15 protein-coding genes and 1 riboswitch are annotated in these 22,195 nt (G+C 71.4%); of the genes, 13 read left to right on the forward strand and 2 right to left on the reverse strand.

What is annotated here, in order from left to right:
- The first annotated feature begins 27 nt into the window (after window positions 1–27).
- A complete protein-coding gene (locus tag ACIQPT_RS31880) occupies window positions 28–1,182 on the forward strand; it encodes a citrate synthase/methylcitrate synthase (protein ID WP_401160956.1) in 1,155 nt (384 codons plus the stop codon).
- A gap of 22 nt (window positions 1,183–1,204) precedes the next feature.
- The gene (locus tag ACIQPT_RS31885; RefSeq protein ID WP_401160958.1) at window positions 1,205–2,326 is read left to right on the forward strand and encodes a CobW family GTP-binding protein; all 1,122 of its coding nucleotides are present in this window, start codon (window positions 1,205–1,207) and stop codon (window positions 2,324–2,326) included.
- Window positions 2,327–2,390: 64 nt separating this feature from the next.
- Here ACIQPT_RS31885 and ACIQPT_RS31890 read toward each other — a convergent pair whose 3' ends face one another.
- Window positions 2,391–4,844, reverse strand: a complete 2,454-nt coding sequence (locus tag ACIQPT_RS31890; protein ID WP_401160960.1) for a DNA topoisomerase (ATP-hydrolyzing) subunit A — start codon at window positions 4,842–4,844, stop codon at window positions 2,391–2,393.
- Window positions 4,845–5,112: 268 nt separating this feature from the next.
- Between ACIQPT_RS31890 and ACIQPT_RS31895 the strand changes: the two genes are divergently transcribed.
- The 4 genes from ACIQPT_RS31895 to ACIQPT_RS31910 all read left to right on the forward strand — a co-directional run bounded on the left by ACIQPT_RS31895 (window position 5,113) and on the right by ACIQPT_RS31910 (window position 9,988).
- Window positions 5,113–6,486, forward strand: a complete 1,374-nt coding sequence (locus ACIQPT_RS31895; RefSeq protein WP_401160962.1) for a M16 family metallopeptidase — start codon at window positions 5,113–5,115, stop codon at window positions 6,484–6,486.
- Window positions 6,487–6,512: 26 nt separating this feature from the next.
- Window positions 6,513–7,883 (forward strand): M16 family metallopeptidase, encoded by a 1,371-nt coding sequence (locus ACIQPT_RS31900; protein ID WP_401160964.1) that lies wholly within the window; start codon window positions 6,513–6,515, stop codon window positions 7,881–7,883.
- A gap of 223 nt (window positions 7,884–8,106) precedes the next feature.
- A riboswitch (cyclic di-AMP (ydaO/yuaA leader) is annotated at window positions 8,107–8,273 on the forward strand.
- A gap of 13 nt (window positions 8,274–8,286) precedes the next feature.
- On the forward strand, window positions 8,287–9,102 hold the full coding sequence (locus ACIQPT_RS31905) for a M23 family metallopeptidase (protein ID WP_401160965.1): 816 nt from the start codon (window positions 8,287–8,289) through the stop codon (window positions 9,100–9,102).
- A 178-nt stretch (window positions 9,103–9,280) separates the two neighbouring features.
- Window positions 9,281–9,988, forward strand: coding sequence for a GntR family transcriptional regulator (locus ACIQPT_RS31910; RefSeq protein WP_401160967.1), 708 nt, complete (start codon window positions 9,281–9,283; stop codon window positions 9,986–9,988).
- 168 nt (window positions 9,989–10,156) lie between these two features.
- Here the strand turns inward: ACIQPT_RS31910 and ACIQPT_RS31915 are convergent, their stop codons facing one another.
- On the reverse strand, window positions 10,157–10,438 hold the full coding sequence (locus tag ACIQPT_RS31915; protein ID WP_032767773.1) for an HPr family phosphocarrier protein: 282 nt from the start codon (window positions 10,436–10,438) through the stop codon (window positions 10,157–10,159).
- A gap of 172 nt (window positions 10,439–10,610) precedes the next feature.
- On the opposite strand from ACIQPT_RS31915, the gene ACIQPT_RS31920 reads away from it, so the two are divergent.
- From ACIQPT_RS31920 to ACIQPT_RS31950, 7 genes are all read left to right on the forward strand, one after another.
- A complete protein-coding gene (locus ACIQPT_RS31920; RefSeq protein ID WP_401160969.1) occupies window positions 10,611–13,868 on the forward strand; it encodes a GNAT family N-acetyltransferase in 3,258 nt (1,085 codons plus the stop codon).
- A 78-nt stretch (window positions 13,869–13,946) separates the two neighbouring features.
- Window positions 13,947–14,543 carry a DUF5998 family protein gene (locus ACIQPT_RS31925; protein ID WP_164614753.1) on the forward strand — a complete coding sequence of 199 codons (597 nt, stop codon included), beginning with the start codon at window positions 13,947–13,949 and terminating at the stop codon, window positions 14,541–14,543.
- A complete protein-coding gene (locus tag ACIQPT_RS31930; RefSeq protein ID WP_401160971.1) occupies window positions 14,543–15,730 on the forward strand; it encodes an alkaline phosphatase family protein in 1,188 nt (395 codons plus the stop codon). Before ACIQPT_RS31925 ends, ACIQPT_RS31930 begins: the two co-directional genes overlap by 1 nt.
- A gap of 45 nt (window positions 15,731–15,775) precedes the next feature.
- On the forward strand, window positions 15,776–16,426 hold the full coding sequence (locus tag ACIQPT_RS31935; RefSeq protein WP_401160973.1) for a thymidine kinase: 651 nt from the start codon (window positions 15,776–15,778) through the stop codon (window positions 16,424–16,426).
- Window positions 16,427–16,584: 158 nt separating this feature from the next.
- Entirely contained in the window at window positions 16,585–16,998 is a 414-nt protein-coding gene (locus ACIQPT_RS31940) for a hypothetical protein (RefSeq protein WP_401160975.1), read from the forward strand.
- Window positions 16,998–17,564, forward strand: a complete 567-nt coding sequence (locus ACIQPT_RS31945; protein WP_401160977.1) for a hypothetical protein — start codon at window positions 16,998–17,000, stop codon at window positions 17,562–17,564. Before ACIQPT_RS31940 ends, ACIQPT_RS31945 begins: the two co-directional genes overlap by 1 nt.
- Window positions 17,564–22,189 (forward strand): putative T7SS-secreted protein, encoded by a 4,626-nt coding sequence (locus ACIQPT_RS31950; protein WP_401160979.1) that lies wholly within the window; start codon window positions 17,564–17,566, stop codon window positions 22,187–22,189. Before ACIQPT_RS31945 ends, ACIQPT_RS31950 begins: the two co-directional genes overlap by 1 nt.
- Window positions 22,190–22,195: the final 6 nt, after the last annotated feature.

Genomic DNA, 22,195 nt, shown 5'->3' on the forward strand with positions numbered 1-22,195 from the left:
GTTGCATGCACGGAGGAGAGAGCAGCCATGACCACCACCCCTGTCACCCCCGCCGTCCCCCGTGGTCTCGCCGGTGTCGTCGTCACCGACACCGCCCTCGGCGATGTCCGCGGTCGCGAGGGCTTCTTCCACTACCGCCAGTACTCGGCGATCGAGCTCGCGGGGACCCGTAGCTTCGAGGACGTCTGGTATCTGATGGTCCACGGGGAACTGCCGGACCGGGCGGCCGCCGCGGACTTCGCCGCCCGCACGGCCGCGCTGCGCACCCTGCCCGCCGAGGTGCGCGAGGCGCTGCCCGCCATCGCCCGCGCGAGCGTCGTCTCCGGCCCGCTCGCCGGACTCCGTACGGCGCTCTCCCTGCTCGGCGCCTCGGCCGGCTTCCGCCCGGTGTACGACATCGACGCCGACCGCCGACGCGAGGACGCGCTCGCCGCCTGCGCGGCCGTCCCCACGATCCTGACCGCCCTCCACCGCCTGGGCGAGGGCCTGGAGCCGGTCGAACCCCGCGCCGACCTGCCGCACGCCGCGAACTACCTGTACATGCTGACCGGGGCGGAGCCGGAGCCCGACCGGGTCCGGGCCGTCGAGCAGTACCTCATCTCGACCGTCGACCACGGCTTCAACGCCTCCACCTTCACCGCCCGGGTCGTCGCCTCCACCGGAGCCGACCTGGCCGCCTGCCTGGTCGCGGCGGTCGGCGCGCTCTCCGGGCCGCTGCACGGCGGAGCGCCCAGCCGGGCCCTGGACACCCTCGACGCCATCGGCACCCCGGACCGCATCGACGGCTGGATCCGCGAACAGGTCCTCGCCGGCCGCCGCATCATGGGCTTCGGCCACCCCGTCTACCGCACCGAGGACCCGCGCTCCCGGATGCTCAAGTCCCTCGCCCAGGGCTTCGGCGGCCCGCTCGTCGACTTCGCCGTGGAGGTGGAAGCCCAGGTCGAGGCCATCCTCGCCGAGCTCAAGCCGGGCCGGGAGCTGCACACCAACGTGGAGTTCTACGCCGGAGTGGTCATGGAGCTGTGCGGGCTGCCGCGCGCGATGTTCACCCCCACCTTCTGTGCGGCGCGGGTGGTCGGCTGGAGCGCCAATATCCTGGAGCAGGCGGAGGACTCGAAGATCATCCGCCCGACGGCCCGCTACGTCGGCGCACCCCCGCCGCAGCCGGTCCCGGCACCCTGACGTCGCCCCAGGAAGGCTCCCGTTGACCCCGCCCCGTACCCCGCAGATCCCGGTCGTCGTCCTGGCGGGCTTCCTCGGCTCCGGCAAGACCACGCTCCTGAACCATCTGCTCCGCAACCGGGCGGGCACCCGGATCGGCGTGATCGTCAACGACTTCGGGGCCATCGAGATCGATGCCATGACCGTCTCGGGGCAGGTCGGCTCGACGGTGTCGCTGGGCAACGGCTGCCTGTGCTGCGCCGTCGACGCGAGCGAGCTCGACACCTTCCTGGAGACGCTGACCCGGCCCGCCGCCCGGCTGGACGTGATCGTCATCGAGGCGAGCGGTCTTGCCGAACCCCAGGAACTCGTCCGCATGCTGCTGGCCAGCGACAACCCGCACATCCTGTACGGGGGTCTCGTCGAGGTCGTCGACGCGGCGGAGTTCGACAGCACCCGCAAGCGGCATCCGGAGGTCGACCGCCATCTCGCCGTCGCCGACCTCGTCGTCCTGAACAAGACCGACCGGGTGGGGGAGGCCGAGCGGGAGCGGCTGCGCGCGACGGTCGCGGAGCTGAGCGGCCCGGCCGCCGTGATCTCCGCCGTGCACGGCCGGATCGACCCCGAGCTGTTCTTCGACCCCGCGCTGCGGCCGGACCACGAGGAGATGGCGGGGCAGCTGACCTTCGAGGACCTTCTGCGGGAGGAGGAGGAGGGGTGCGAGGGGCATGACGGGCACGACGACCACCTCCACGCAGCGTACGAGAGCGTCGACTTCACCTCCGACATCGCCCTGGACCCGCGCCGCTTCATGGCGTTCCTCGACTCCCGGCCCGACGGTCTCTACCGGATCAAGGGGTTCGCGGACTTCGGCGCGGGCGACCGGGACAACACGTACGCGCTGCACGCGGTGGGCCGCTTCCTGCGCTTCGTGCCCCGCCCGTGGGCGCGCGGCGAACAGCGGCTCACTCAGCTCGTCATGATCGGCGCGGGCATCGACGCCGAAGCGCTGCTGGCCGGACTCACCGCCTGCCGCGCGGACGGGCCCGACCCCGACGGGTCCGCCGATGCCGCTGCTGTCGAACGCGCCATGTGGGGCGTGCTCCGCTACGTACAGCAGGAGGCGGACCCCGTGGACGTACCGGAAGCGGCCGCGGAGGCGTAACGCCGCGGGGAGCGGTCCGGAGGCGTGATGCCCCGGGCCGCTCCCCACCGTACGAAGAGGACGCCTACAGCGGCGGTCCCGCGATCACGGCCACCGGCTCCAGCAGCGGCGTGCCCGAACCGTCCCGCCTCGGGTCCGGCTCCGGCAGCTTCGCCGGGGTGCCGTTCTTCTGCGCGGCCCGTGCCGGGGTGGGGCCCGCCCAGGCGAACACCAGGACGTCCTCGCCCTTCAGGAACCGCTGGCAGCGCACCCCACCGGTCGCCCGGCCCTTGCGCGGATACTGGTCGAACGGGGTGAGCTTGGACGTCAGCACCGAGTCGTCCAGCGTGCCGTGCGAGCCGGCCACCGTGAACACGATCGCCTCGGCCGCCGGGTCCACCGCCGTGAACGACAGCACCTCGGCCCCGGCCGTCAGCTTGACGCCCGCCATGCCTCCGGCGGGCCGCCCCTGCGGGCGTACCGAAGCCGCCGGATAGCGGAGCAACTGGGCGTCGGAGGTGATGAACACCAGGTCCTCCTCGCCCGTCCGCAGCTCGGTCGCGCCCACGATGCGGTCACCGTCCTTGAGGCCGATGACCTCCAACTCGTCCTTGTTGGGCGGGTAGTCCGGCACGACGCGTTTCACCACGCCCTGGAGCGTGCCGATCGCGAGACCCGGCGAGGCCTCGTCGAGCGTCGTGAGGCAGATCAGCTCCTCGTCCGCCTCCAGGCTGAGGAACTCGGAGATCTGCGCCCCGCCCGAGAGATTCGGCTCCGCGTGCGTGTCCGGCAACTGCGGCAGGTCGATCACCGAGAGCCGCAGCAGCCGGCCCGTGGAGGTCACCGCCCCGACATCGCCCCGGGCTGTCGCCGCCACCGCCGACACGATCACGTCGTGCTTGGTCCGCCGGGCGTCCTCGGAGATCTCCACCGGCTCCGCGTTCGCCGTACGGGCCAGCAGGCCCGTCGAGGAGAGCAGCACCCGGCACGGGTCGTCCGCCACCTCCAGCGGCACGGACGCGATCTGCGAACCGGCCGACTCCAGCAGCACCGTGCGCCGGTCCGTGCCGAACTTCTTCGCCACGGCGGCCAGCTCCGAGGAGACCAGCTTGCGCAGCTCCGCGTCCGATTCCAGGATCGCGGTCAGCGCGTCGATCTCGCCGGTGAGCCGGTCCCGCTCGCTCTCCAGCTCGATCCGGTCGAAACGGGTGAGCCGGCGCAGCGGGGTGTCTAGGATGTACTGCGTCTGGATTTCGCTCAGCGAGAAGTGCGCCATCAGGCGCTCCTTCGCCTGCGCGGAGTTGTCGCTGTCCCGGATGATCCGGATGACCTCGTCGATGTCGAGGAGCGCGACGATCAGGCCCTCGACCAGATGCAGCCGGTCGCGGCGCTTGGTGCGGCGGAACTCGCTGCGCCGGCGCACCACCTCGAAGCGGTGGTCGAGATAGACCTCCAGCAGCTCCTTGAGGCCCAGGGTGAGCGGCTGGCCGTCGACCAGTGCCACGTTGTTGATACCGAAGGACTCCTCCATCGGCGTCAGCTTGTAGAGCTGCTCCAGCACCGCCTCCGGCACGAAGCCGTTCTTCACCTCGATGACCAGACGCAGTCCGTGCGCCCGGTCGGTGAGGTCCTTGACGTCGGCGATGCCCTGGAGCTTCTTCGCCGAGACCAGGTCCTTGATCTTGGCGATCACCTTCTCCGGGCCGACAGTGAAAGGCAGTTCGGTGACGACGAGGCCCTTGCGGCGGGCCGTCACGTTCTCCACGGAGACGGTGGCGCGGATCTTGAACGTGCCCCGGCCCGCCGCGTACGCGTCCTTGATGCCGTTGAGCCCGACGATGCGGCCGCCGGTGGGCAGGTCGGGTCCGGGCACGAAGCGCATCAGCGTCTCGACGTCGGCGCCCGGGTGCTTGATCAGGTGCCGGGCGGCGGCGATGACCTCGCCCAGATTGTGCGGGGGCATGTTGGTGGCCATGCCGACCGCGATCCCGGACACCCCGTTGACCAGGAGGTTGGGATAGGCGGCGGGGAGGACGACCGGCTCGCGCTCCTGGCCGTCGTAGTTCGACTGGAAATCGACGGTGTCCTCGTCGATCGCCTCGGTCATCAGCGAGGTGGCGTCGGCCATCCGGCATTCGGTGTACCGCATGGCGGCCGGCGGGTCGTCGTTGCCGAGGGAACCGAAGTTGCCGTGGCCGTCGACCAGGGGCAGCCGCATCGAGAACGGCTGCGCCATGCGCACCAGGGCGTCGTAGATCGAGGCGTCGCCGTGCGGGTGCAGCTTGCCCATCACCTCGCCGACGACGCGGGCGCACTTCACATAGCCGCGGTCGGGGCGCAGCCCCATCTCGTTCATCTGGGACACGATGCGCCGGTGCACCGGCTTCATGCCGTCGCGGGCGTCGGGCAAGGCCCTGGAGTAGATCACCGAGTACGCGTACTCGAGGAAGGAGCCCTGCATTTCGTCGACGACGTCGATGTCGAGGATCTTCTCCTCGAAGTCGTCCGGCGGCGGGGTCTTCGTGCTACGGCGGGCCATCGCGGCTGCGACTCCTTCACAGATTCTGTTCGGACAACCTGAGCTTGTTCGGTACAACACGAGCTAGTGACGCGGTCCATTGTGGACCGCCGCACTGACAACGCCGACCTCGACCCGTCCGAAGCGGGTCGGGGCGGCACACCCGGGCGGCGTCCGCGACACCATCGACGGAAACATCCGGGGAACGGGAACTTCGCCAGGTGCCGGTGCGCTTGCTTAGAGTGGCAGGTCTGGCAGGAAGTCCAGTATCGCGATCGAAGGGACGTACATGCCCATGGGTCACACGGCCACCGCACAGGCCGGCTCCGGCGGCTTGACAGCGACCGAGCACCGCCTGGCCAACGGCCTGCGTGTGGTGCTCTCCGAGGACCATCTGACCCCGGTCGCCGCGGTCTGCCTCTGGTACGACGTCGGCTCGCGCCACGAGGTCAAGGGACGCACCGGTCTGGCTCACCTCTTCGAGCACCTGATGTTCCAGGGCTCGGGACAGGTCAAGGGGAACGGCCACTTCGAGCTCGTCCAGGGGGCCGGCGGCTCGCTGAACGGGACGACCAGCTTCGAGCGGACCAACTACTTCGAGACCATGCCCACCCACCAGGTGGAGCTGGCTCTCTGGCTCGAAGCCGACCGGATGGGATCCCTCCTCGCCGCGCTCGACGAGGAGTCCATGGAGAACCAGCGCGACGTCGTCAAGAACGAACGCCGCCAGCGCTACGACAACGTGCCCTACGGCACCGCGTTCGAGAAGCTGACCGCCCTCTCCTACCCCGAGGGCCACCCCTACCACCACACCCCGATCGGCTCCATGGCCGACCTGGACGCGGCCACGCTGGAGGACGCCCGCGCGTTCTTCCGTACGTACTACGCGCCCAACAACGCGGTGCTCTCGGTGGTCGGCGACATCGACCCCGAGCAGACCCTCGCCTGGATCGAGAAGTACTTCGGCTCCATCCCGTCCCACGACGGCAAGCAGCCGCCGCGCGACGGGACGCTGCCCGAGACCATCGGCGAGCAGCTGCGCGAAGTGGTCCACGAGGAGGTCCCGGCGCGCGCCCTGATGGCCGCCTACCGCCTCCCGCACGACGGCACCCGCGCCTGTGACGCCGCCGACCTGGCGCTCACCGTGCTCGGCGGCGGCGAGTCCTCCCGGCTGCACAACCGCCTGGTGCGCCGCGACCGTACGGCGGTGGCGGCGGGCTTCGGGCTGCTGCGGCTCGCCGGGGCGCCCTCGCTGGGCTGGCTGGACGTGAAGACGTCCGGCGGCGTCGAGGTGGAGCAGATCGAGGCCGCCGTCGACGAGGAGCTGGCCAGGTTCGCCGCCGAGGGCCCCACCCCCGAGGAAATGGAGCGGGCCCAGGCGCAGTTGGAGCGCGAGTGGCTGGACCGGCTCGGCACGGTCGCCGGTCGCGCCGACGAACTGTGCCGCTACGCGGTCCTGTTCGGCGACCCGCAGCTCGCCCTGAGCGCCGTGGGCCGGGTCCTGGACGTCACCGCGGAGGAGGTGCGCGCGGCGGCCGAGGCGGCCCTGCGCCCCGACAACCGGGCGGTGCTGGTGTACGAGCCCATCGAGCCGGCCGACGAGGCCGACGAGGGCGAAGACGGCGCCGAGGGCAGCGACGCGCACGAGGGGGCGGCCAAGTGAGCGACGCCGCCGTGACTGGAGTAGCCATGGAGTTCCACCCGCAGCCCACCGCCGGCACGGCCCGCCCCTGGGCCTTCCCGGCGCCCGAGCGCGGCGCCCTGCCCAACGGGCTGACCGTGCTGCGCTGCCACCGCCCCGGCCAGCAGGTCGTCGCGGTGGAGATCTTCCTGGACGCGCCGCTGGAGGCCGAGCCCGAGGGCCTCGACGGCGTGGCCACGATCATGTCGCGGGCGCTCTCCGAGGGCACCGACAAGCACAGCGCCGAGGAGTTCGCCGCCGAGCTGGAGCGCTGCGGCGCCACCCTCGACGCGCACGCCGACCACCCCGGCGTCCGGGTCTCCCTGGAGGTCCCGGCCTCCCGGCTGGCCAAGGCCCTCGGTCTGGTCGCCGAGGCGCTGCGCGCCCCGGCCTTCGCCGAGAGCGAGATCGAGCGCCTCGTCGGCAACCGCCTCGACGAGATCCCGCACGAGCAGGCCAACCCGTCCCGGCGCGCCGCCAAGCAGCTCTCCAAGGAGCTGTTCCCGGCCACCGCCCGGATGTCCCGCCCGCGCCTGGGCACCGAGGAGACCGTCCGGCGGATCGATGATGCCGCCGTGCGCGCCTTCTTCGACGCCCATGTCCGCCCGTCCACCGCGACGGCCGTGATCGTCGGCGATCTGACGGGCATCGACCTGGACGCGCTGCTGGCGGAGACCCTCGGCGACTGGTCGGGCAACGCGGGACAGGCCCGCCCGGTGCCGCCCATCACCGCGAACGACACCGGCCGTGTGGTCATCGTGGACCGCCCCGGCGCGGTCCAGACCCAGCTGCTGATCGGCCGGATCGGCGCCGACCGGCACGAGCGCGTGTGGCCCGCGCAGGTGCTCGGCACGTACTGCCTGGGCGGCACCCTCACCTCTCGGCTGGACCGGGTGCTGCGCGAGGAGAAGGGCTACACCTACGGGGTGCGCGCCTTCGCCCAGGTGCTGCGCTCGTCCGGCCCCGACTCGGGCGGCGCGGCGATGCTCGCGATCAGCGGCTCGGTGGACACGGAGTCCACCGGACCGGCGCTGGACGACCTCTGGAAGGTCCTGCGGACGCTGGCCGCCGAGGGGCTGACCGACGCCGAGCGCGAGACGGCCGTGCAGAACCTGGTGGGCGTCGCCCCGCTGAAGTTCGAGACCGCCGCCTCCGTCGCGAGCACGCTGGCCGACCAGGTCGAGCAGCACCTCCCCGACGACTACCAGGCCCACCTCTACGCCCGGCTCGCCGAGACGGGCACCGTGGAGGCGACCGCCGCCGTGGTCAGCGCCTTCCCGGTCGACCGCCTCGTCACGGTCCTCGTGGGGGACGCCGCGCAGATCGAGGAGCCCGTGCGGGCGCTCGGCATCGGTGAGGTGTCCGTCGTCACCGGCTGACGGCACCCGTGGCACACCGCCGCGAAGAGGACCCCGACGGACGGAAGTTCGTCGGGGTCCTCCCTTTTTGCCCGATTGGCGAGCTTTGCGCCCTTTGTTGGAGAGGTTGCCTGTCTGCCCTGTGGGATGCGCGACAAATCCCTCTGTCCGTTTGGTGATGGGAAGTCGCCCCGCCTAGCGTCGGCCCGGCTGTCCGTCACCCGTATGCCGCATCCGCGGCGCCGGGCAGTCATCGCCGAGTCCCCGTCAGGCGCGAGCCTGGGGAGCCGGGGACCCACGCAGTCCCTGGGGTGAATCGGAGGCCCGTGCCGTGAACCGGCGCGGGGATCCGTAGGAGACCTTCCTGCTCCGAACCCGTCAGCTAACCCGGTAGGCGAGAAGGAAGGAAAGGATCAGCCCCTCCATGGCGTTCACCCGTGCCACCGGGAAGCACCGTGCCCCGAGCCGCCTTACGCGCCGGAGCGCCCGGGCCGCCGGCATCGCGACCCTGGCCACCACCGGAGTCGTCGGCTCGCTGGCCTCCCCGGCCATCGCCGCGGACACCGAGGCCGCCAAGGTCGCCGACACCGGCCTCACCCGGGTCGTCGCCCTCGACGCCACCCTCGCCGAGCAGATCGACGCGCAGGCGCAGGCCCAGAAGCAGCAGGCCGACGCGATCGCCGAGGCGAAGGCCAAGGCCGCCGCCGAAGCCAAGGCCAAGGCCGCCAGGGCCAAGGCGAAGGCGGAGGCCGAGCGCAAGGCCGAGGCCCGCGCCAAGGAGGTCCGCGAGGAGAAGGCCCGGGCCGCCCGCGCCGCCGAGCGCGCCCGCCTCAACGCCTTCCACCTCCCGGTCGCCGGCTCCCACGTCACCACCGGCTACAAGACCGGCGGTTCGCTCTGGTCCTCCGGCAGCCACTCCGGCGTGGACTTCATGGCCCCCTCCGGCAGCTCCGTCGTCGCGGTCGGCGCCGGCACGGTCGTCGAGGCCGGCTGGGGCGGCGCGTACGGCAACAACATCGTGATCCGGATGACGGACGGCACGTACACCCAGTACGGCCACCTCTCCTCGATCGGCGTCTCCGTCGGCCAGAGCGTCTCCTCCGGCCAGCAGATCGGCCTCTCCGGCTCCACCGGCAACTCCACCGGCCCGCACCTGCACTTCGAGGCCCGCACCACCCCCGAGTACGGCTCCGACATGGACCCCGTCGGCTATCTGCGCTCCCACGGTCTGAACGTCTGACCCGCCCCTGCGCGATCCCGCCCGAAGGCCCCGGCACCCGCCGGGGCCTTCGGCAATTCCGGCCCGAAGATATCCATGGATTCCGGCCTGCCATCGGAAATTCCGGCGGATTGCAATAGAGTCACGGAACAGACGTCGGGCGGCCGCGTTTCGCGGGGATCAAGGCGGAGGTCAGGACATGCGCATTCCCGCGCATTCGGTATGCACGGCAATCCGTGACGACATCGTCTCCGGTGTGTACGAGCGCGGCAGCCGCCTCACCGAGGAGTTGCTGGCCCGCCGCTACGGGGTCTCCCGCGTCCCGGTCCGCGAGGCCCTGCGCACGCTGGAGTCCGAGGGCTTCGTGGTCACCCGCAGACACGCCGGCGCGTGTGTCGCCGAGCCCACCCTGCAGGAGGCGGCCGACCTCCTGGAGGTGCGGACGCTCCTGGAGCCCCTGGGCGCGGCCCGCGCCGCCCAGCGCCGCACGGAAGCCCATCTGAAGGTGCTCCGGGGCCTGGTCAGGCTGGGCCAGGAGCGGGCTCGCCGGGGCGAGGGAGAGGATCTGCGCTCGCTGGGCGGCTGGTTCCACGAGACCCTCGCCCAGGCCTCCGGCAGCCCCGCCCTCATCGCGCTGCTCACCCAGCTCCGGCACAAGATCGCCTGGATGTACGCGGTCGAGCAGCCGGCCCGCCCGGTCGACGCCTGGGCCGAGCGCGGCGCGATCGTGGACGCCGTGGCGCGCGGTGACGCGGAGCGGGCGAGGGCGCTGACCGCCCAGCACGCGGAACGCGCCACCGGGGCCCACCGGCTGCGCCGCCCGGACCTGCCGGGGCGGCGCACCGCACCCGTTCCCCGCGTGAGCACTTCGCAACATGGCGTAAACACCGCGGGCGTCCGCCATTAACAGAAGAGCCGTATACAAAGAGAAGTGAATTGCGGGGAGCGTCGCTCGTGCTGCCCGAATTGTCGAACCGAAGCGCCGCTATTCCCCGAAAAGCGAAAGAGCCGTGATCCTTTGAAAGGATCACGGCTCTCGCGCCTGTCGCATCCGGCCGGGCCGGAGTCGCTCGGGTCAGACGGTCTCCGGAAGCTCTTCCAGGCCCTCGGCGACCAGCTTCGCCAGCCGGTCCAGCGCGGCCTCGGCGTCGTCCGCGTCGGACGAGAGCACGATCTCCTCGCCGCCCTGCGCGCCCAGCCCGAGCACGGCGAGCATGGAGGCGGCGTTCACCGGGTTGCCGTCGGCCTTGGCGATCGTCACGGGGACGCCGGAAGCCGTGGCGGCACGGACGAAGATGGAAGCGGGGCGGGCGTGCAGGCCCTCGGCCCAACCGACGTTTACGCGGCGCTCAGCCATGGTTCTGCCCTTCACATATCAACGGTTGTCTAGACCAGTCTCTCATGCAGTGCGTGGTGCTGTGCCCGGCCTCCCGTCCGGCCCTGTGCTCCGGCTGCCCCGGTCCGGGCCTCCTCAGACTGCCCCGGCACCGATCCCTCCGCGACCGGTGTCCCCGCCGTAGGCTTTGCCCATGGAGCCCACGCCCGAGCAGAGTCCGCATCACGCGTACCCCGACCACTGGGAAGCGGACGTGGTGCTCCGCGACGGTGGCACCGCGCGCATCAGGCCGATCACCACGGACGACGCCGAGCGACTGGTCAGCTTCTACGAGCAGGTGTCCGACGAGTCGAAGTACTACCGGTTCTTCGCCCCGTATCCCCGGCTATCCGACCGGGACGTGCATCGCTTCACCCATCACGACTACGTCGACCGGGTGGGACTGGCCGTCACGATCGGCGGCGAGTTCATCGGAACCGTCCGCTTCGACCGCATCAACGACCAGGGCCGCCCGGCCTCCGCGCCCGCCGACGAGGCCGAGGTCGCCTTCCTCGTCCAGGACGCCCACCAGGGCCGGGGCGTCGCCTCGGCGCTGCTCGAACACATCGCCGCGGTCGCCCGCGAGCGCGGCATCCGGCGCTTCGCCGCCGAGGTGCTCCCGGCCAACAACAAAATGATCAAGGTGTTCCGGGACGGCGGCTACACCCAGCGCCGCAGCTTCGAGGACGGCTCCGTCCACCTCACCCTCGACCTCGAACCCACCGAGAAGTCCCTCGCCGTCCAGCGGGGCCGCGAACAGCGCGCCGAGGCCCGCTCGGTGCAGCGCCTCCTCGCCCCCGGCTCCGTCGCGGTCATCGGCACCGGCCGCACCCCCGGCGGGGTGGGCCGCACGGTCCTGCGCAACCTCCTCGCCTCCGGCTACACCGGCCGTACGTACGCGGTGAACCGCGCCTTCGACGCGGACCTCGCCACCCTCGACGGGGTCCCCGCCCACCGCACACTCGGCGAGATCGACGAACAGGTCGACCTCGCGGTCATCGCCGTCCCCGCCCACCGGGTCCCCGAGGCCGTCGCCGACTGCGGGGAGCACGGTGTCCAGGGCCTGGTCGTCCTCTCCGCCGGATACGCCGAGCGGGGCGCCGAGGGCCGCGAACTCCAGCGCGAACTGGTCCGCCAGGCCCGCTCGTACGGCATGCGGATCATCGGCCCGAACGCTTTCGGCATCATCAACACCGCCGAGACCGTCCGGCTGAACGCCTCGCTCGCCCCCGAGTCGCCCGCCCGCGGCCGGATCGGTCTGTTCACCCAGTCCGGCGCGATCGGCATCGCCCTGCTCTCCGGCCTCCACCGGCGCGGCGCGGGCCTGTCCTCCTTCATCTCGGCGGGCAACCGGGCCGACGTCTCCGGCAACGACTTCCTCCAGTACTCCTTCGAGGACCCGGACACCGACGTCGCCCTCCTCTACCTCGAATCGCTCGGCAACCCCCGCAAGTTCACCCGCCTCGCCCGCCGCACCGCCGCCGTGAAGCCGGTCGTCGTGGTCAAGGGCGCCCGGCACAGCGGCTCCACCCCGCCCGGCCACGCGGTCCCGGTCAGCCGCATCCCCGACGCCACGGTCTCCGCGCTGATGCGCCAGGCCGGCGTCATCCGGGTCGACACCGTGACCGAGATGGTCGACGCCGGGCTCCTGCTGGCGGGCCAGCCGCTCCCGGCCGGCCCCCGGGTCGCCATCCTCGGCAACTCCGAGTCCCTCGGCCTCCTGACGTACGACGCGTGCCTGGCCGAGGGGCTGCGCCCGCGCCCGCCGATCGACCTCACCACGGCCGCCTCCCCGCAGGACTTCCGGGACGCGCTGGCCGAGGCGCTGGCGGACGGCACCTGTGACGCCGTGATCGTCACCGCCATCCCGTGGGTGGGGGAGAACGGCGAGGCCGAGACCGGCGACGGCCAGGTCCTGGCCGCCGCCCTGCACAAGGCCGTGGCCGGGGGCTCGGCCAAGCCGGTGGCCGTCGTCCACGTCGAGATCGGCGGCCTGGCCGAGGCGCTGGCGGCCGCGTCCAGCACGGCCGCGCCCCGCCCCCGCACGGTGACGCCCGCCGCCCAGGCGCGGACAGCCACCACGGTCACGGCGGGCCCGACCACGGTCACGGCGGGTCCGACCACGGTCACGGCGGGTCCGACCACGGTCACGGCGGGTCCGACCACGGGCACGGCGGGTCCGACCACGGTCACGGCGGGTCCGACCACGGGCACCGACCGGGCCACGAACGCTGACCGGGCGACGGACGCCGACCGGGCCACGGACGCCGACCGGGCCACGGGTACCGACCCGGCCACGAACGCCGCCCCGGCCACGAACACCGACCGGGCCACGGGCAAGGGCCCACAGGCCGCCGCCGCCCCGCGAGCGAGCACCGCCCGGGAAAGCGCCGGCCCCGGCCGCATGCCCACCGCTGCCCCGGAAGCGACCACCGGCCCGGAAGAAGGCGCCACCCCGGAAGCCACCGCCACCCCCGACGCGACCACCGCCCCGGAAGCCGCCACCAGCCAGGAAGCCGCTCCCGCCCCCGGCCCCGGCCGGATCCCCGCCTACCCCGCCGCCGAACGTGCCGTACGCGCCCTCGCCGAGGCCGTGAAGTACGCCCAGTGGCGGCGCCAGGCGGCCGTGCCCGGCAAGATCCCCGAGTTCCTCGACGACACCATCGACGAGCCCGGGGCCGCCGCCCTGATCGAGGCACAGCTCGCCACCGCTCCCGACCCGCGCGGCCGCCCGCTCACCCACGACGAGGCCCGCGAACTGCTCGGCCGCTACGGCATCGACGTCCGCCCCACGCTCCCCGCTCCCGACCCGGAGGCGGCTGTCGCCGCAGCGGCCCGGCTCGGCTACCCCGTCGCGCTCAAGACCACCGCGCCCCACCTGCGCCACCGCGCCGACCTCGGCGGCGTCCGCCTCGACCTCGCCGACGAGGAGGCGCTGCGCCGGGCGTACGGAGAGCTGACCGACCTCCTCGGCAAGCCCGCCGAACTGCTGCCCGTCGTCCAGGCGATGGCCCCGCGCGGCGTGGACACCGTCGTGCGGGCCTCCATCGACGCGGCCGCCGGGGCCGTCCTCTCCTTCGGACTCGCGGGCGCGCCCTCCGAACTGCTCGGCGACACCGCGCACCGGCTGGTCCCCGCCACCGACCGCGACGCCGCCGAGCTGATCCGGTCCATCCGGGCGGCCCCGGTGCTGTTCGGCTGGCGGGGCTCGGCCCCGGTCGACACGGCCGCGCTCGAAGAGCTGCTGCTCAGGCTGTCCCGGCTGGTCGACGACCACCCCGAGGTGGTCTCCGTCGCCCTCGAACCGGTCGTCGTCGCCCCGCAGGGACTGACCGTGCTCGGCGCGAGCGTCCGGCTCGCCCCGCCGCCCGCCCGGGGCGACCTCGGCCCCCGCCGCCTTCCGAACTACTGACCACTGGTGGGCACCGGTGGCCACCAGTGCCCACCGGGGCGTCCCCGGCAGTCACCGGCCCGCCGTAGGATGGTGCTCATGGCAAAGACCGGTACGACGACCCAGGGGCTGCGCGCGGCGATCGAGCGCAGCGGCTACTACCCGGCCCTCGTGGCCGAGGCGGTGGAGGCCGCCGTCGGCGGGGAACCGGTCGCTTCGTACCTGGTGCATCAGGAGACCACGTTCGACTCCAACGAGGTGCGCCGCCATGTGACGGTCCTCGTCCTGACCGAGCACCGGTTCATCGTCAGCCACACCGACGAGCAGGCCGCCGACACCAGCTCCCCGACGCCGTACGCCACCACCTCCACCGAGTCGGTCAAGCTGGAGCGGATCTCCTCCGTCGTGGTCAGCCGGGTGGTGGCCAACCCGGAGAAGTACGTCCCGGGCACCCTGCCCCGCGAGGTCGTCCTCACCATCGGCTGGGGCGCGGTCTCCCGGATCGACCTGGAGCCCGCCGCCTGCGGCGACTCCAACTGCGAGGCCGACCACGGCTACACCGGCAGCTCCACCGCCGACGATCTGAGCCTGCGGGTCAGCGAGGCCGGGGACGGCCCCGACGCCGTGCGCCAGACCCTCGCCTTCGCCCAGTCGCTCTCCGAGGCCACGGCCGCCACCGCGGCGACCGGCCGCTGATGGCCCAGCCCGCCTGGCAGGACCCCGTCCCGCTCGCCCTCGACACCGCGCCCGTGCCGGAGTACGGCAGCGGCTCGCTCGCCGACCTGCTGCCGACCCTCGTCGCCGGACAGGAGGTGCCGGGGTTCACCGCCGCGATCCCCGAGCTGACCCCCGCCGACCGGAACTGCGTCTTCCTGATCGACGGCCTCGGCTGGGAGCAGATCATCGCGCACCCGGACGAGGCGCCCTTCCTGCACTCGCTCCTCCCCACCTCGCGCGGCGGCACCGGCCGCCCGCTCACCGCGGGTTTCCCCTCCACCACCGCGACCTCGCTCGCCTCGGTCGGCACGGGGCTGCCGCCCGGCGAGCACGGCCTGCCCGGCTACACCGCGCGCAACCCGGAGACCGGCGAGCTGATGAACCAGCTCCGCTGGCGGCCGTGGACCGCGCCGAAGGTCTGGCAGCCGTACCCCACGGTCTTCCAGCTCGCCGACGCCGCGGGCGTGCGCACCGCACAGGTCTCCGCGCCGACGTTCGAGCAGACCCCGCTCACCAAGGTCGCGCTCAGCGGCGGCTCCTTCCTCGGCCGGCTCTCCGGCGAGGACCGGATGGACGTCGCCGCCCAGCGCCTGGCCGCCGGCGACCGCTCGCTCGTCTACACGTACTACAGCGAGGTCGACGGCAAGGGCCACCGCTTCGGCACCGACTCCGACGCCTGGCGCGGCCAGCTGATGTACGTCGACGGGCTCGCCCGACGCCTCGCCGAGCAGCTCCCGCCGCGCTCCGCGCTCTACATCACCGCCGACCACGGCATGATCGACATCCCGTTCGACGAACAGTCCCGGATCGACTTCGACGAGGACTGGGAGCTGCGCGCCGGTGTCGCCCTCCTCGGCGGCGAGGGCCGCGCCCGCCATGTCTATGCCGTCCCGGGCGCACAGTCCGACGTCCTGACCGTCTGGCGCGAGGTCCTCGGCGAGCAGTTCTGGATCGCGAGCCGGGACGAGGCCATCGCGGCCGGCTGGTTCGGGCCGACGATCGACGAGCGGGTGTACGGCCGCATCGGCGACGTGGTCGCCGCCGCCCACGACGACGTGATCATCACGGCGTCCGTCAATGAGCCGCACGAGTCGGCGATGGTCGGCGTGCACGGCTCCCTGACCCCCGTGGAACAGCTCGTCCCGCTCCTCGAAGTACGCTCGTAACCCCTCCCGCCGTACCCACCCCCTCCGAAAGGTGCTCGACCTCTCATGCCCGAGCTGGTGTTCTTCTCCGGAACCATGGACTGCGGAAAGAGCACGCTGGCCCTGCAGATCGGTCACAACCGCTCGGCACGCGGCCTCCAGGGCGTGATCTTCACCCGGGACGACCGCGCGGGGGAGGGCAAGCTCTCCTCCCGACTCGGCCTGGTGACGGAGGCGGTCGAGGCCGGCGAGGGCATGGACCTTTACGCCTACCTCGTCACGCGGCTCTCGAAGGGCGGCAAGGCGGACTACGTGATCGTGGACGAGGCCCAGTTCCTGGCGCCGGACCAGATCGACCAGCTCGCCCGGATCGTGGACGAACTCGACATGGACGTCTTCGCCTTCGGTATCACCACGGACTTCCGCACCAAGCTCTTCCCCGGCTCGCAGCGTCTGATCGAACTCGCGGACCGGGTCGAGCAGCTCCAGGTCGAGGCCCTGTGCTGGTGCGGTGCCCGCGCCACGCACAACGCCCGCACGGTGGACGGCGAGATGGTGGTGGAGGGCGCGCAGGTCGTGGTCGGCGATGTGTACCGCCCGGCGGAGAAGATCGGCTACGAGGTCCTGTGCCGCCGCCACCACCGCAAGCGCATGACGAGCGCCGCGGCCCACGCCGGTGCCCTCTCCCCGGACGTCCTCCCGGTCAACCACGCCTGACCGCCGGGTCGTAGCGGCCCGGACCCTCCCCGTCCGATGGTCGGCCTGCCCCGCGGAGGCCGACCACCGGCAGGGGGAACCGTTCAAGCTCCTGTGCGTCTCTTAGTAGCGTGTGCGAAGCGGGGGCTGCCGGCTGTCCTCGGGAACGGGAGCTTGCGATGGGACTGGCCGAGGAAATAGCCGCGATGCGCGGCGGATCGGGGCATTCCGGTCGTTTGCTCGGTGAATTCCGCCGCACGGCATTGCTGGTGCCGCTGTCGGGGGGTGAGGACGGCGGTCTGATGTCGGGGTGGCAGGGCGGTGTGCGCTGGATCTACGCGTTCACGGACGAGGAGGCGCTGGCCCGGTTCGCGCAGACGCGCGGTGCTGGTGCCGGTGCCCGTGAGTGGGAGTTCCTCTCGATCCTGGGCGCCCGCTTGGTCGATGCGGTGATTCCCGCGGTCGACGGTCCGACCGGGGTGGTCGTCGACGTCGCGGACGAGGATGCCTCGATGCTGTTCCCTCCCGTCGTGGGCATCGTCCCCGACCGGTGCGCGGTGGACGCGGACGATGAGCTTGCGGGTGCCCTCTGATGGCGGGCGACGGAGACCTGGAGGTCTCGCCTGCCGCCGTCAAGAACATCCAGGACGGTCTGCGTAAAGCCATGGCCGAGCTGCGTGAGACGGGTGACGCGGCGGGCGCGTCCATGGGTTCGGGTTTCGAGGACCTGTCGATGACGGGAATGGAGGCCGGGCACATGGGTCTGGCCACCGACTTCGAGGATTTCTGCGAGCGCTGGGAGTGGGGCGTGCGCAGTCTCGTGCAGAACGCCAGCACGCTGGCCGGGAACCTCGGGATCGCGGCGGGCACGGTGTGGGAGGAAGAGCAGTACCTGCAGGGTGCGTTCAAGGTCGCGGCGAACTCGGCGTACGGCAATCCGCACGCGAGTGAGGACGAGATCGAGCAGAAGAGCTGGGACGACATCTGGCGGGCGGACGTCTACAAGCCGGACTACAGCGCGGAGTCCTTCGAGAAGAGCCAACAGGACATCAAGCAGACCTGGTCGGACACGGGGGACAAGCTGACCTCCAGCGGCAAGATCGGCTCGATCAAGGATCTGCTGGACCAGGCCGACCAGGCCGACCGGGGCGGCAGCTGATGGGCTGGAAGGACTTCGTACCGGACCCCGTGGAAGGCTGGGTCGAGGACCGGGCCGAGGACGTCGGCGATGCGATCGAATGGACCGGGGACAAGGCCGCCGGCGTGGCCGAGGACGTCGGGCTCGACGAGGCCGGGGACTGGATCCGCGACAAGAGCCGCTCCGCCGCCAACCGGCTCGGGGCGGACGTCTCGGAGCTGGAGCTCGGGCAGACCGAGGACCCGAAGAAACTGGTCTACGGCAGCGTGTCGAAGATCCGTGCCCAGGTCTCGCACCTGAATGACTTCGAGTCCTCCTTCACCATGGTCGGCAAAGGCCTGAAGGGGCTGCAGGGCGACGGTCTGAAGGGCGCGTCGGCGGACGCGTTCCAGAAGGCGATAGCCAAGGAGCCGCCGCGCTGGTTCAAGGCGGCGGAGGCTTTCGGCAAAGCCGCGGAAGCGATGAACCGGTTCGCGGAGACCGTGGAGTGGGCGCAGGCTCAGGCCAAGGAGGCCTTGGAGGAGTACAACCGGGCCAAGAAGGCCTCGCAGGACGCGCGCACGGCCTACAACAAGTCGGTCACCGAATACAACGCCGCGGTCGAAGCGAAGAAGGACACACTGCCACCGAGGCCGTCGGAGAACTTCACCGATCCCGCCGGACCGCTGATCAAGGCCGCTCAGGACAGACTGGACACCGCCCGGACCCAGCGCAACGACGTCGCCGAGACGGCACGAACAGCGGTTCGCGCGGCACGTGACGCCGCCCCGCCCAAGCCCTCGTACGCGGAACAGCTCAAGGACGGGATGGACTACCTGGAGGTTGCGCGAACCCATCTCGCAGGCGGTGTCGTCAAGGGCACCGCGGGCCTCCTCAACTTCGTCCGCTCGGTCAACCCGACGGACCCGTACAACCTGACCCACCCCGCCGAGTACCAGACCAGCCTCAATTCGACCGTCGCCGGGCTGACCGTGGCCGTCAACGACCCCATGGGCGCCGGCAAGCAGATGCTCAACGAGTTCATGAAGGACCCCAGCGAGGGCATCGGCAAAATCATCCCGGAACTCGTCGGCACCAAAGGCCTCGGCGCACTCAAGAAGGGCGCCACGGTCGCCAGGCACGCCGACGACCTCAAAGGCCCCGCCCGGGCCCACCTGGAGGGCGAGGGCCCCGGACCGGCCTCGCGTACGGCAAAGGACACGACCTGCGTCGAGGACCCCGTCGACGTGGCGACCGGACGGATGGTCCTGCCCCAGACCGATCTCATCCTCCCCGGATCGCTGCCGCTGCTGTTCACCCGTACCTTCGAGTCCTCCTACCAGGCAGGCAGGTGGTTCGGCCGCCGCTGGGCGAGCACCGTCGACCAGCGCCTGGAGATCGATTCCGTCGGCATCGTCCTCGTCGGTGAGGACGGTAGCTTCCTGTCCTATCCGCACCCGGCACCCGGGCTGCCGGTCCTGCCGTCGCACGGCCGCCGATGGCCCCTCTCCGTCATGCCCGAGGGGGAGTACACGGTCGCGAACCCCGAGACGGGAAGCGTTCTGCGCTTCACGGCCGAGGGCGTGCTCGTCCAGTCGGAGGACCGCTGCGGGGCGTGGATCGCGTACGACTACGACGCGGACGGCGCGCCGACGGGCATCAGCCACAGTGGCGGCTACCACATCCGGCTCGCCACCTCCGAGGGGCGGATCACCTCGCTCTCCCTGGCCGACGGCACGAAGGTGATCGACTACGGCTACACCGACGGTGAGCTGACCGAGGTGGTCAACTCCTGCGGCCGCCCGCTGTCGTTCGGGCTGGACGAGCGGGCTCGCATTGTCTCCTGGACCGACACTAACGGCCGTCGTTTCACCTACGCGTACGACGACCAGGACCGCTGCACCGCCCAGTCGGGCGCGGACGGGCATGTGGACTCCCGCTTCACGTACGAGGACGGCCTGACGACGGTCACCGGAGCTCTGGGGCACCACCGCCGCTACGTCGTGGACGACAGGTCGCTCGTCGTCGCCGAGACCGATGAGAACGGTGCCACGACCCGGTTCGAGTGGGGACCGTTCAACCGGTTGCTGGGCCGCGTCGACCCGCTGGGGCGGGCCACCCGCATGACGTACGACGACCAGGGTTTCGTCACCTCCGTCGAACGACCTGACGGCCGCGTGACGACCATCCGGTACAACGCGCTCGGCCTTCCCGAACGCGTCAAGCGTCCGGACGACACCTCGGTCCGCCGCACGTACGACGAGCGCGGCAACACGCTCACCGTGATCGATGCCGCCGGTGCGGAGTCCCGGTTCACCTACGACGTCCGCGGCCACGTCTCCTCGGTGGTGAACGCCCTCGGTGAGATGTCGGTGATCCGCTGCGACGCGGCGGGGCGTGTCGTGGAATCGACCGATCCCCTTGGGGCCACGACCTGGTACGCGTACGACGCCTTCGGCCGCCCGGCCACCATCACGGATCCGCTCGGCGGCACAGTCCGGCTGACGTGGAGCGTCGAGGGCAAGCTGCTGAGCCGGATCGAACCGGACGGCACCGGCCAGTCGTGGACCTACGACGGCGAGGGGAACTGCCTGAGTCACACGGATGCGAACGGCGCCCGGTCGGTCTACGAGTTCGGAGACTTCGACTCGCTTGCCGCGCGCACCGGTCCGGACGGAGCGCGCTACACGTTTGCGCACGACCTCGAACTGCGGCTGACGGAGGTCACCAACCCGCGGGGGCTCACGTGGACGTACGAGTACGATCCCGCGGGCAGGGTCATCGCGGAGACAGACTTCGACGGCCGTACGCTCCACTATGCGTACGATGCGGCCGGCCAGCTGTCCGCCCGTACGAACGCCCTGGGGGAGCAGGTCCGGTACACGTACGACGCGCTCGGGCGTACGGTGCTCAAGGACGCCGGCGGAGCCGTCACCACATTCGAGTACGACCATGCCGACCAGCTGGCGCGGGCCGTGGGCCCGGACGTGACGCTGACGCGTGTCCGCAACCGCGAGGGGTTGCTGCACTCGGAGACGGTGGATGGCCGGACCACGGTCTACGCCTACGACGCGCTGGGGCGCACCACGCGGCGCACCACGCCGAGCGGAGCGGTCAGCGAGTGGTCCTACGACGCCGCCGGCCGCCGTGCGAGTCTGACGGCCTCGGGCCGGACGCAGACCTTCGAGTATGACGCGGCGGGCCGCGAAACCGTCCGGCGTGGCCCGGCGGGCGTCGGACTCTCGTACGGCTTCGACGAACTGGGCCGCCTCACCGGCCAGCACCTGACGGGCGGTGACGGACGGACCCTGCGACGGCGCGGCTACAGCTACCGGCCCGACGGGCATCTGGTCGCTGTCGACGATGCTTCGGGCGGAGCGCGCACCTTCACCTTGGACGCCGCCGCACGCGTCACGGCAGTGGATGCGGGTACGTGGACGGAGCGCTACACCTACGACGAGTCCGGCAACCAGACTTCGGCCTCCTGGCCCGCTCCGGACCCGGACGCCGGATCGGCCACGGGGCCGCGCGTCTACGACGGCAACCGCATGGTCGGCGCCGGTGGTGTGAGCTACGCGTACGACGCTCAGGGCCGTGTCGTTACGAAGCGGACGAAGCGTCTCTCCCGCAAGCCGGACACCTGGAACTACGCCTGGGACGTGGAAGACAGACTGGTCGGGGTGACGACCCCGGACGGCACCGTCTGGCGCTATCTGTTCGACCCCTTGGGCCGGAGGACTGCCAAGCGGCGCCTTTCGCAGGCCGGCGAAGTCGTTGAGGAGGTGCTCTTCACCTGGGAGGGCGCGAGCCTCGTGGAGCAGACCGCGTACGCGGCGGAGCTTCCCCACCCGGTGGCTGTGACCTGGGACTACCGCGGATTGCACCCCCTGGCCCAGACGGAGCGCGTCCTCGGGGCCTCCAGGGACGAGATCGACAGCCGGTTCTTCTCGATCGTCACGGACCTGGTCGGTACGCCCACGGAACTCGTCGACGAGCAGGGCGAGGTCGCCTGGCACACCCGGTCGACCCTGTGGGGGAAGACCGAGTGGAACCGCGGAGCCTCGGTCTACATGCCGTTGCGTTTTCCCGGACAGTACTTCGACCCGGAATCGGGTCTGCACTACAACGTCTTCCGTACGTACGACCCGGAGACGGCCCGCTATCTCAGCCCGGATCCGCTGGGTCTGGCCCCGGCGCCGAACCCGATGGCCTACGTCCACAACCCCCACACCTGGTCGGACCACCTGGGCCTGGCACCGGACGAGTGCACGATCACGGTGTACCGCAAGCAGACGGACCATCCGCTCAGTCAGAGAGTCCACGTCGACGAGAGCGGCAACGTCAGGATCGACGGCAACAACCACCTGTACGTCAACATGAGCGGAGAACTGCGGCACACTCTGGAATTCCGGGGGGACAGCGGGCAGATCGTCGCCTTCGACGTGCCGAAGAGCTTTGTCGATGACATCCGGGCGAGAGCGCTGCCGCAGGAACAGCCGGACGGATGGGGATTCACCAAACATGAATGGAAGCAGGTGAAACAGATCTATCCGGAAATATCTGACCCCACGAGGGGGACGGACCTCTATGGACTGCCCGGCGAGGTACTCGATCAGATGCGAAAGGTCATCATTCCCGGCTCCGGTAGGATCATCCAGGATCATTAGGAGGAA

The organism is Streptomyces sp. NPDC091289 (assembly GCF_044757365.1).
GTDB lineage: Bacteria > Actinomycetota > Actinomycetes > Streptomycetales > Streptomycetaceae > Streptomyces.

Bases quoted from the DNA above. Each gene is read 5' to 3' on its own strand.
- ACIQPT_RS31880 (WP_401160956.1), top strand. From the start codon at position 28: ATGACCACCACCCCTGTCACCCCCGCCGTCCCCCGTGGTCTCGCCGGT.
- ACIQPT_RS31950 (WP_401160979.1), top strand. From the start codon at position 17,564: ATGGGCTGGAAGGACTTCGTACCGGACCCCGTGGAAGGCTGGGTCGAG.
- ACIQPT_RS31930 (WP_401160971.1), top strand. From the start codon at position 14,543: ATGGCCCAGCCCGCCTGGCAGGACCCCGTCCCGCTCGCCCTCGACACC.
- ACIQPT_RS31895 (WP_401160962.1), top strand. From the start codon at position 5,113: ATGCCCATGGGTCACACGGCCACCGCACAGGCCGGCTCCGGCGGCTTG.
- ACIQPT_RS31900 (WP_401160964.1), top strand. From the start codon at position 6,513: ATGGAGTTCCACCCGCAGCCCACCGCCGGCACGGCCCGCCCCTGGGCC.
- ACIQPT_RS31890 (WP_401160960.1), bottom strand. From the start codon at position 4,844: ATGGCCCGCCGTAGCACGAAGACCCCGCCGCCGGACGACTTCGAGGAG.
- ACIQPT_RS31920 (WP_401160969.1), top strand. From the start codon at position 10,611: ATGGAGCCCACGCCCGAGCAGAGTCCGCATCACGCGTACCCCGACCAC.
- ACIQPT_RS31940 (WP_401160975.1), top strand. From the start codon at position 16,585: ATGGGACTGGCCGAGGAAATAGCCGCGATGCGCGGCGGATCGGGGCAT.
- ACIQPT_RS31915 (WP_032767773.1), bottom strand. From the start codon at position 10,438: ATGGCTGAGCGCCGCGTAAACGTCGGTTGGGCCGAGGGCCTGCACGCC.
- ACIQPT_RS31910 (WP_401160967.1), top strand. From the start codon at position 9,281: ATGCGCATTCCCGCGCATTCGGTATGCACGGCAATCCGTGACGACATC.
- ACIQPT_RS31935 (WP_401160973.1), top strand. From the start codon at position 15,776: ATGCCCGAGCTGGTGTTCTTCTCCGGAACCATGGACTGCGGAAAGAGC.
- ACIQPT_RS31945 (WP_401160977.1), top strand. From the start codon at position 16,998: ATGGCGGGCGACGGAGACCTGGAGGTCTCGCCTGCCGCCGTCAAGAAC.
- ACIQPT_RS31905 (WP_401160965.1), top strand. From the start codon at position 8,287: ATGGCGTTCACCCGTGCCACCGGGAAGCACCGTGCCCCGAGCCGCCTT.
- ACIQPT_RS31925 (WP_164614753.1), top strand. From the start codon at position 13,947: ATGGCAAAGACCGGTACGACGACCCAGGGGCTGCGCGCGGCGATCGAG.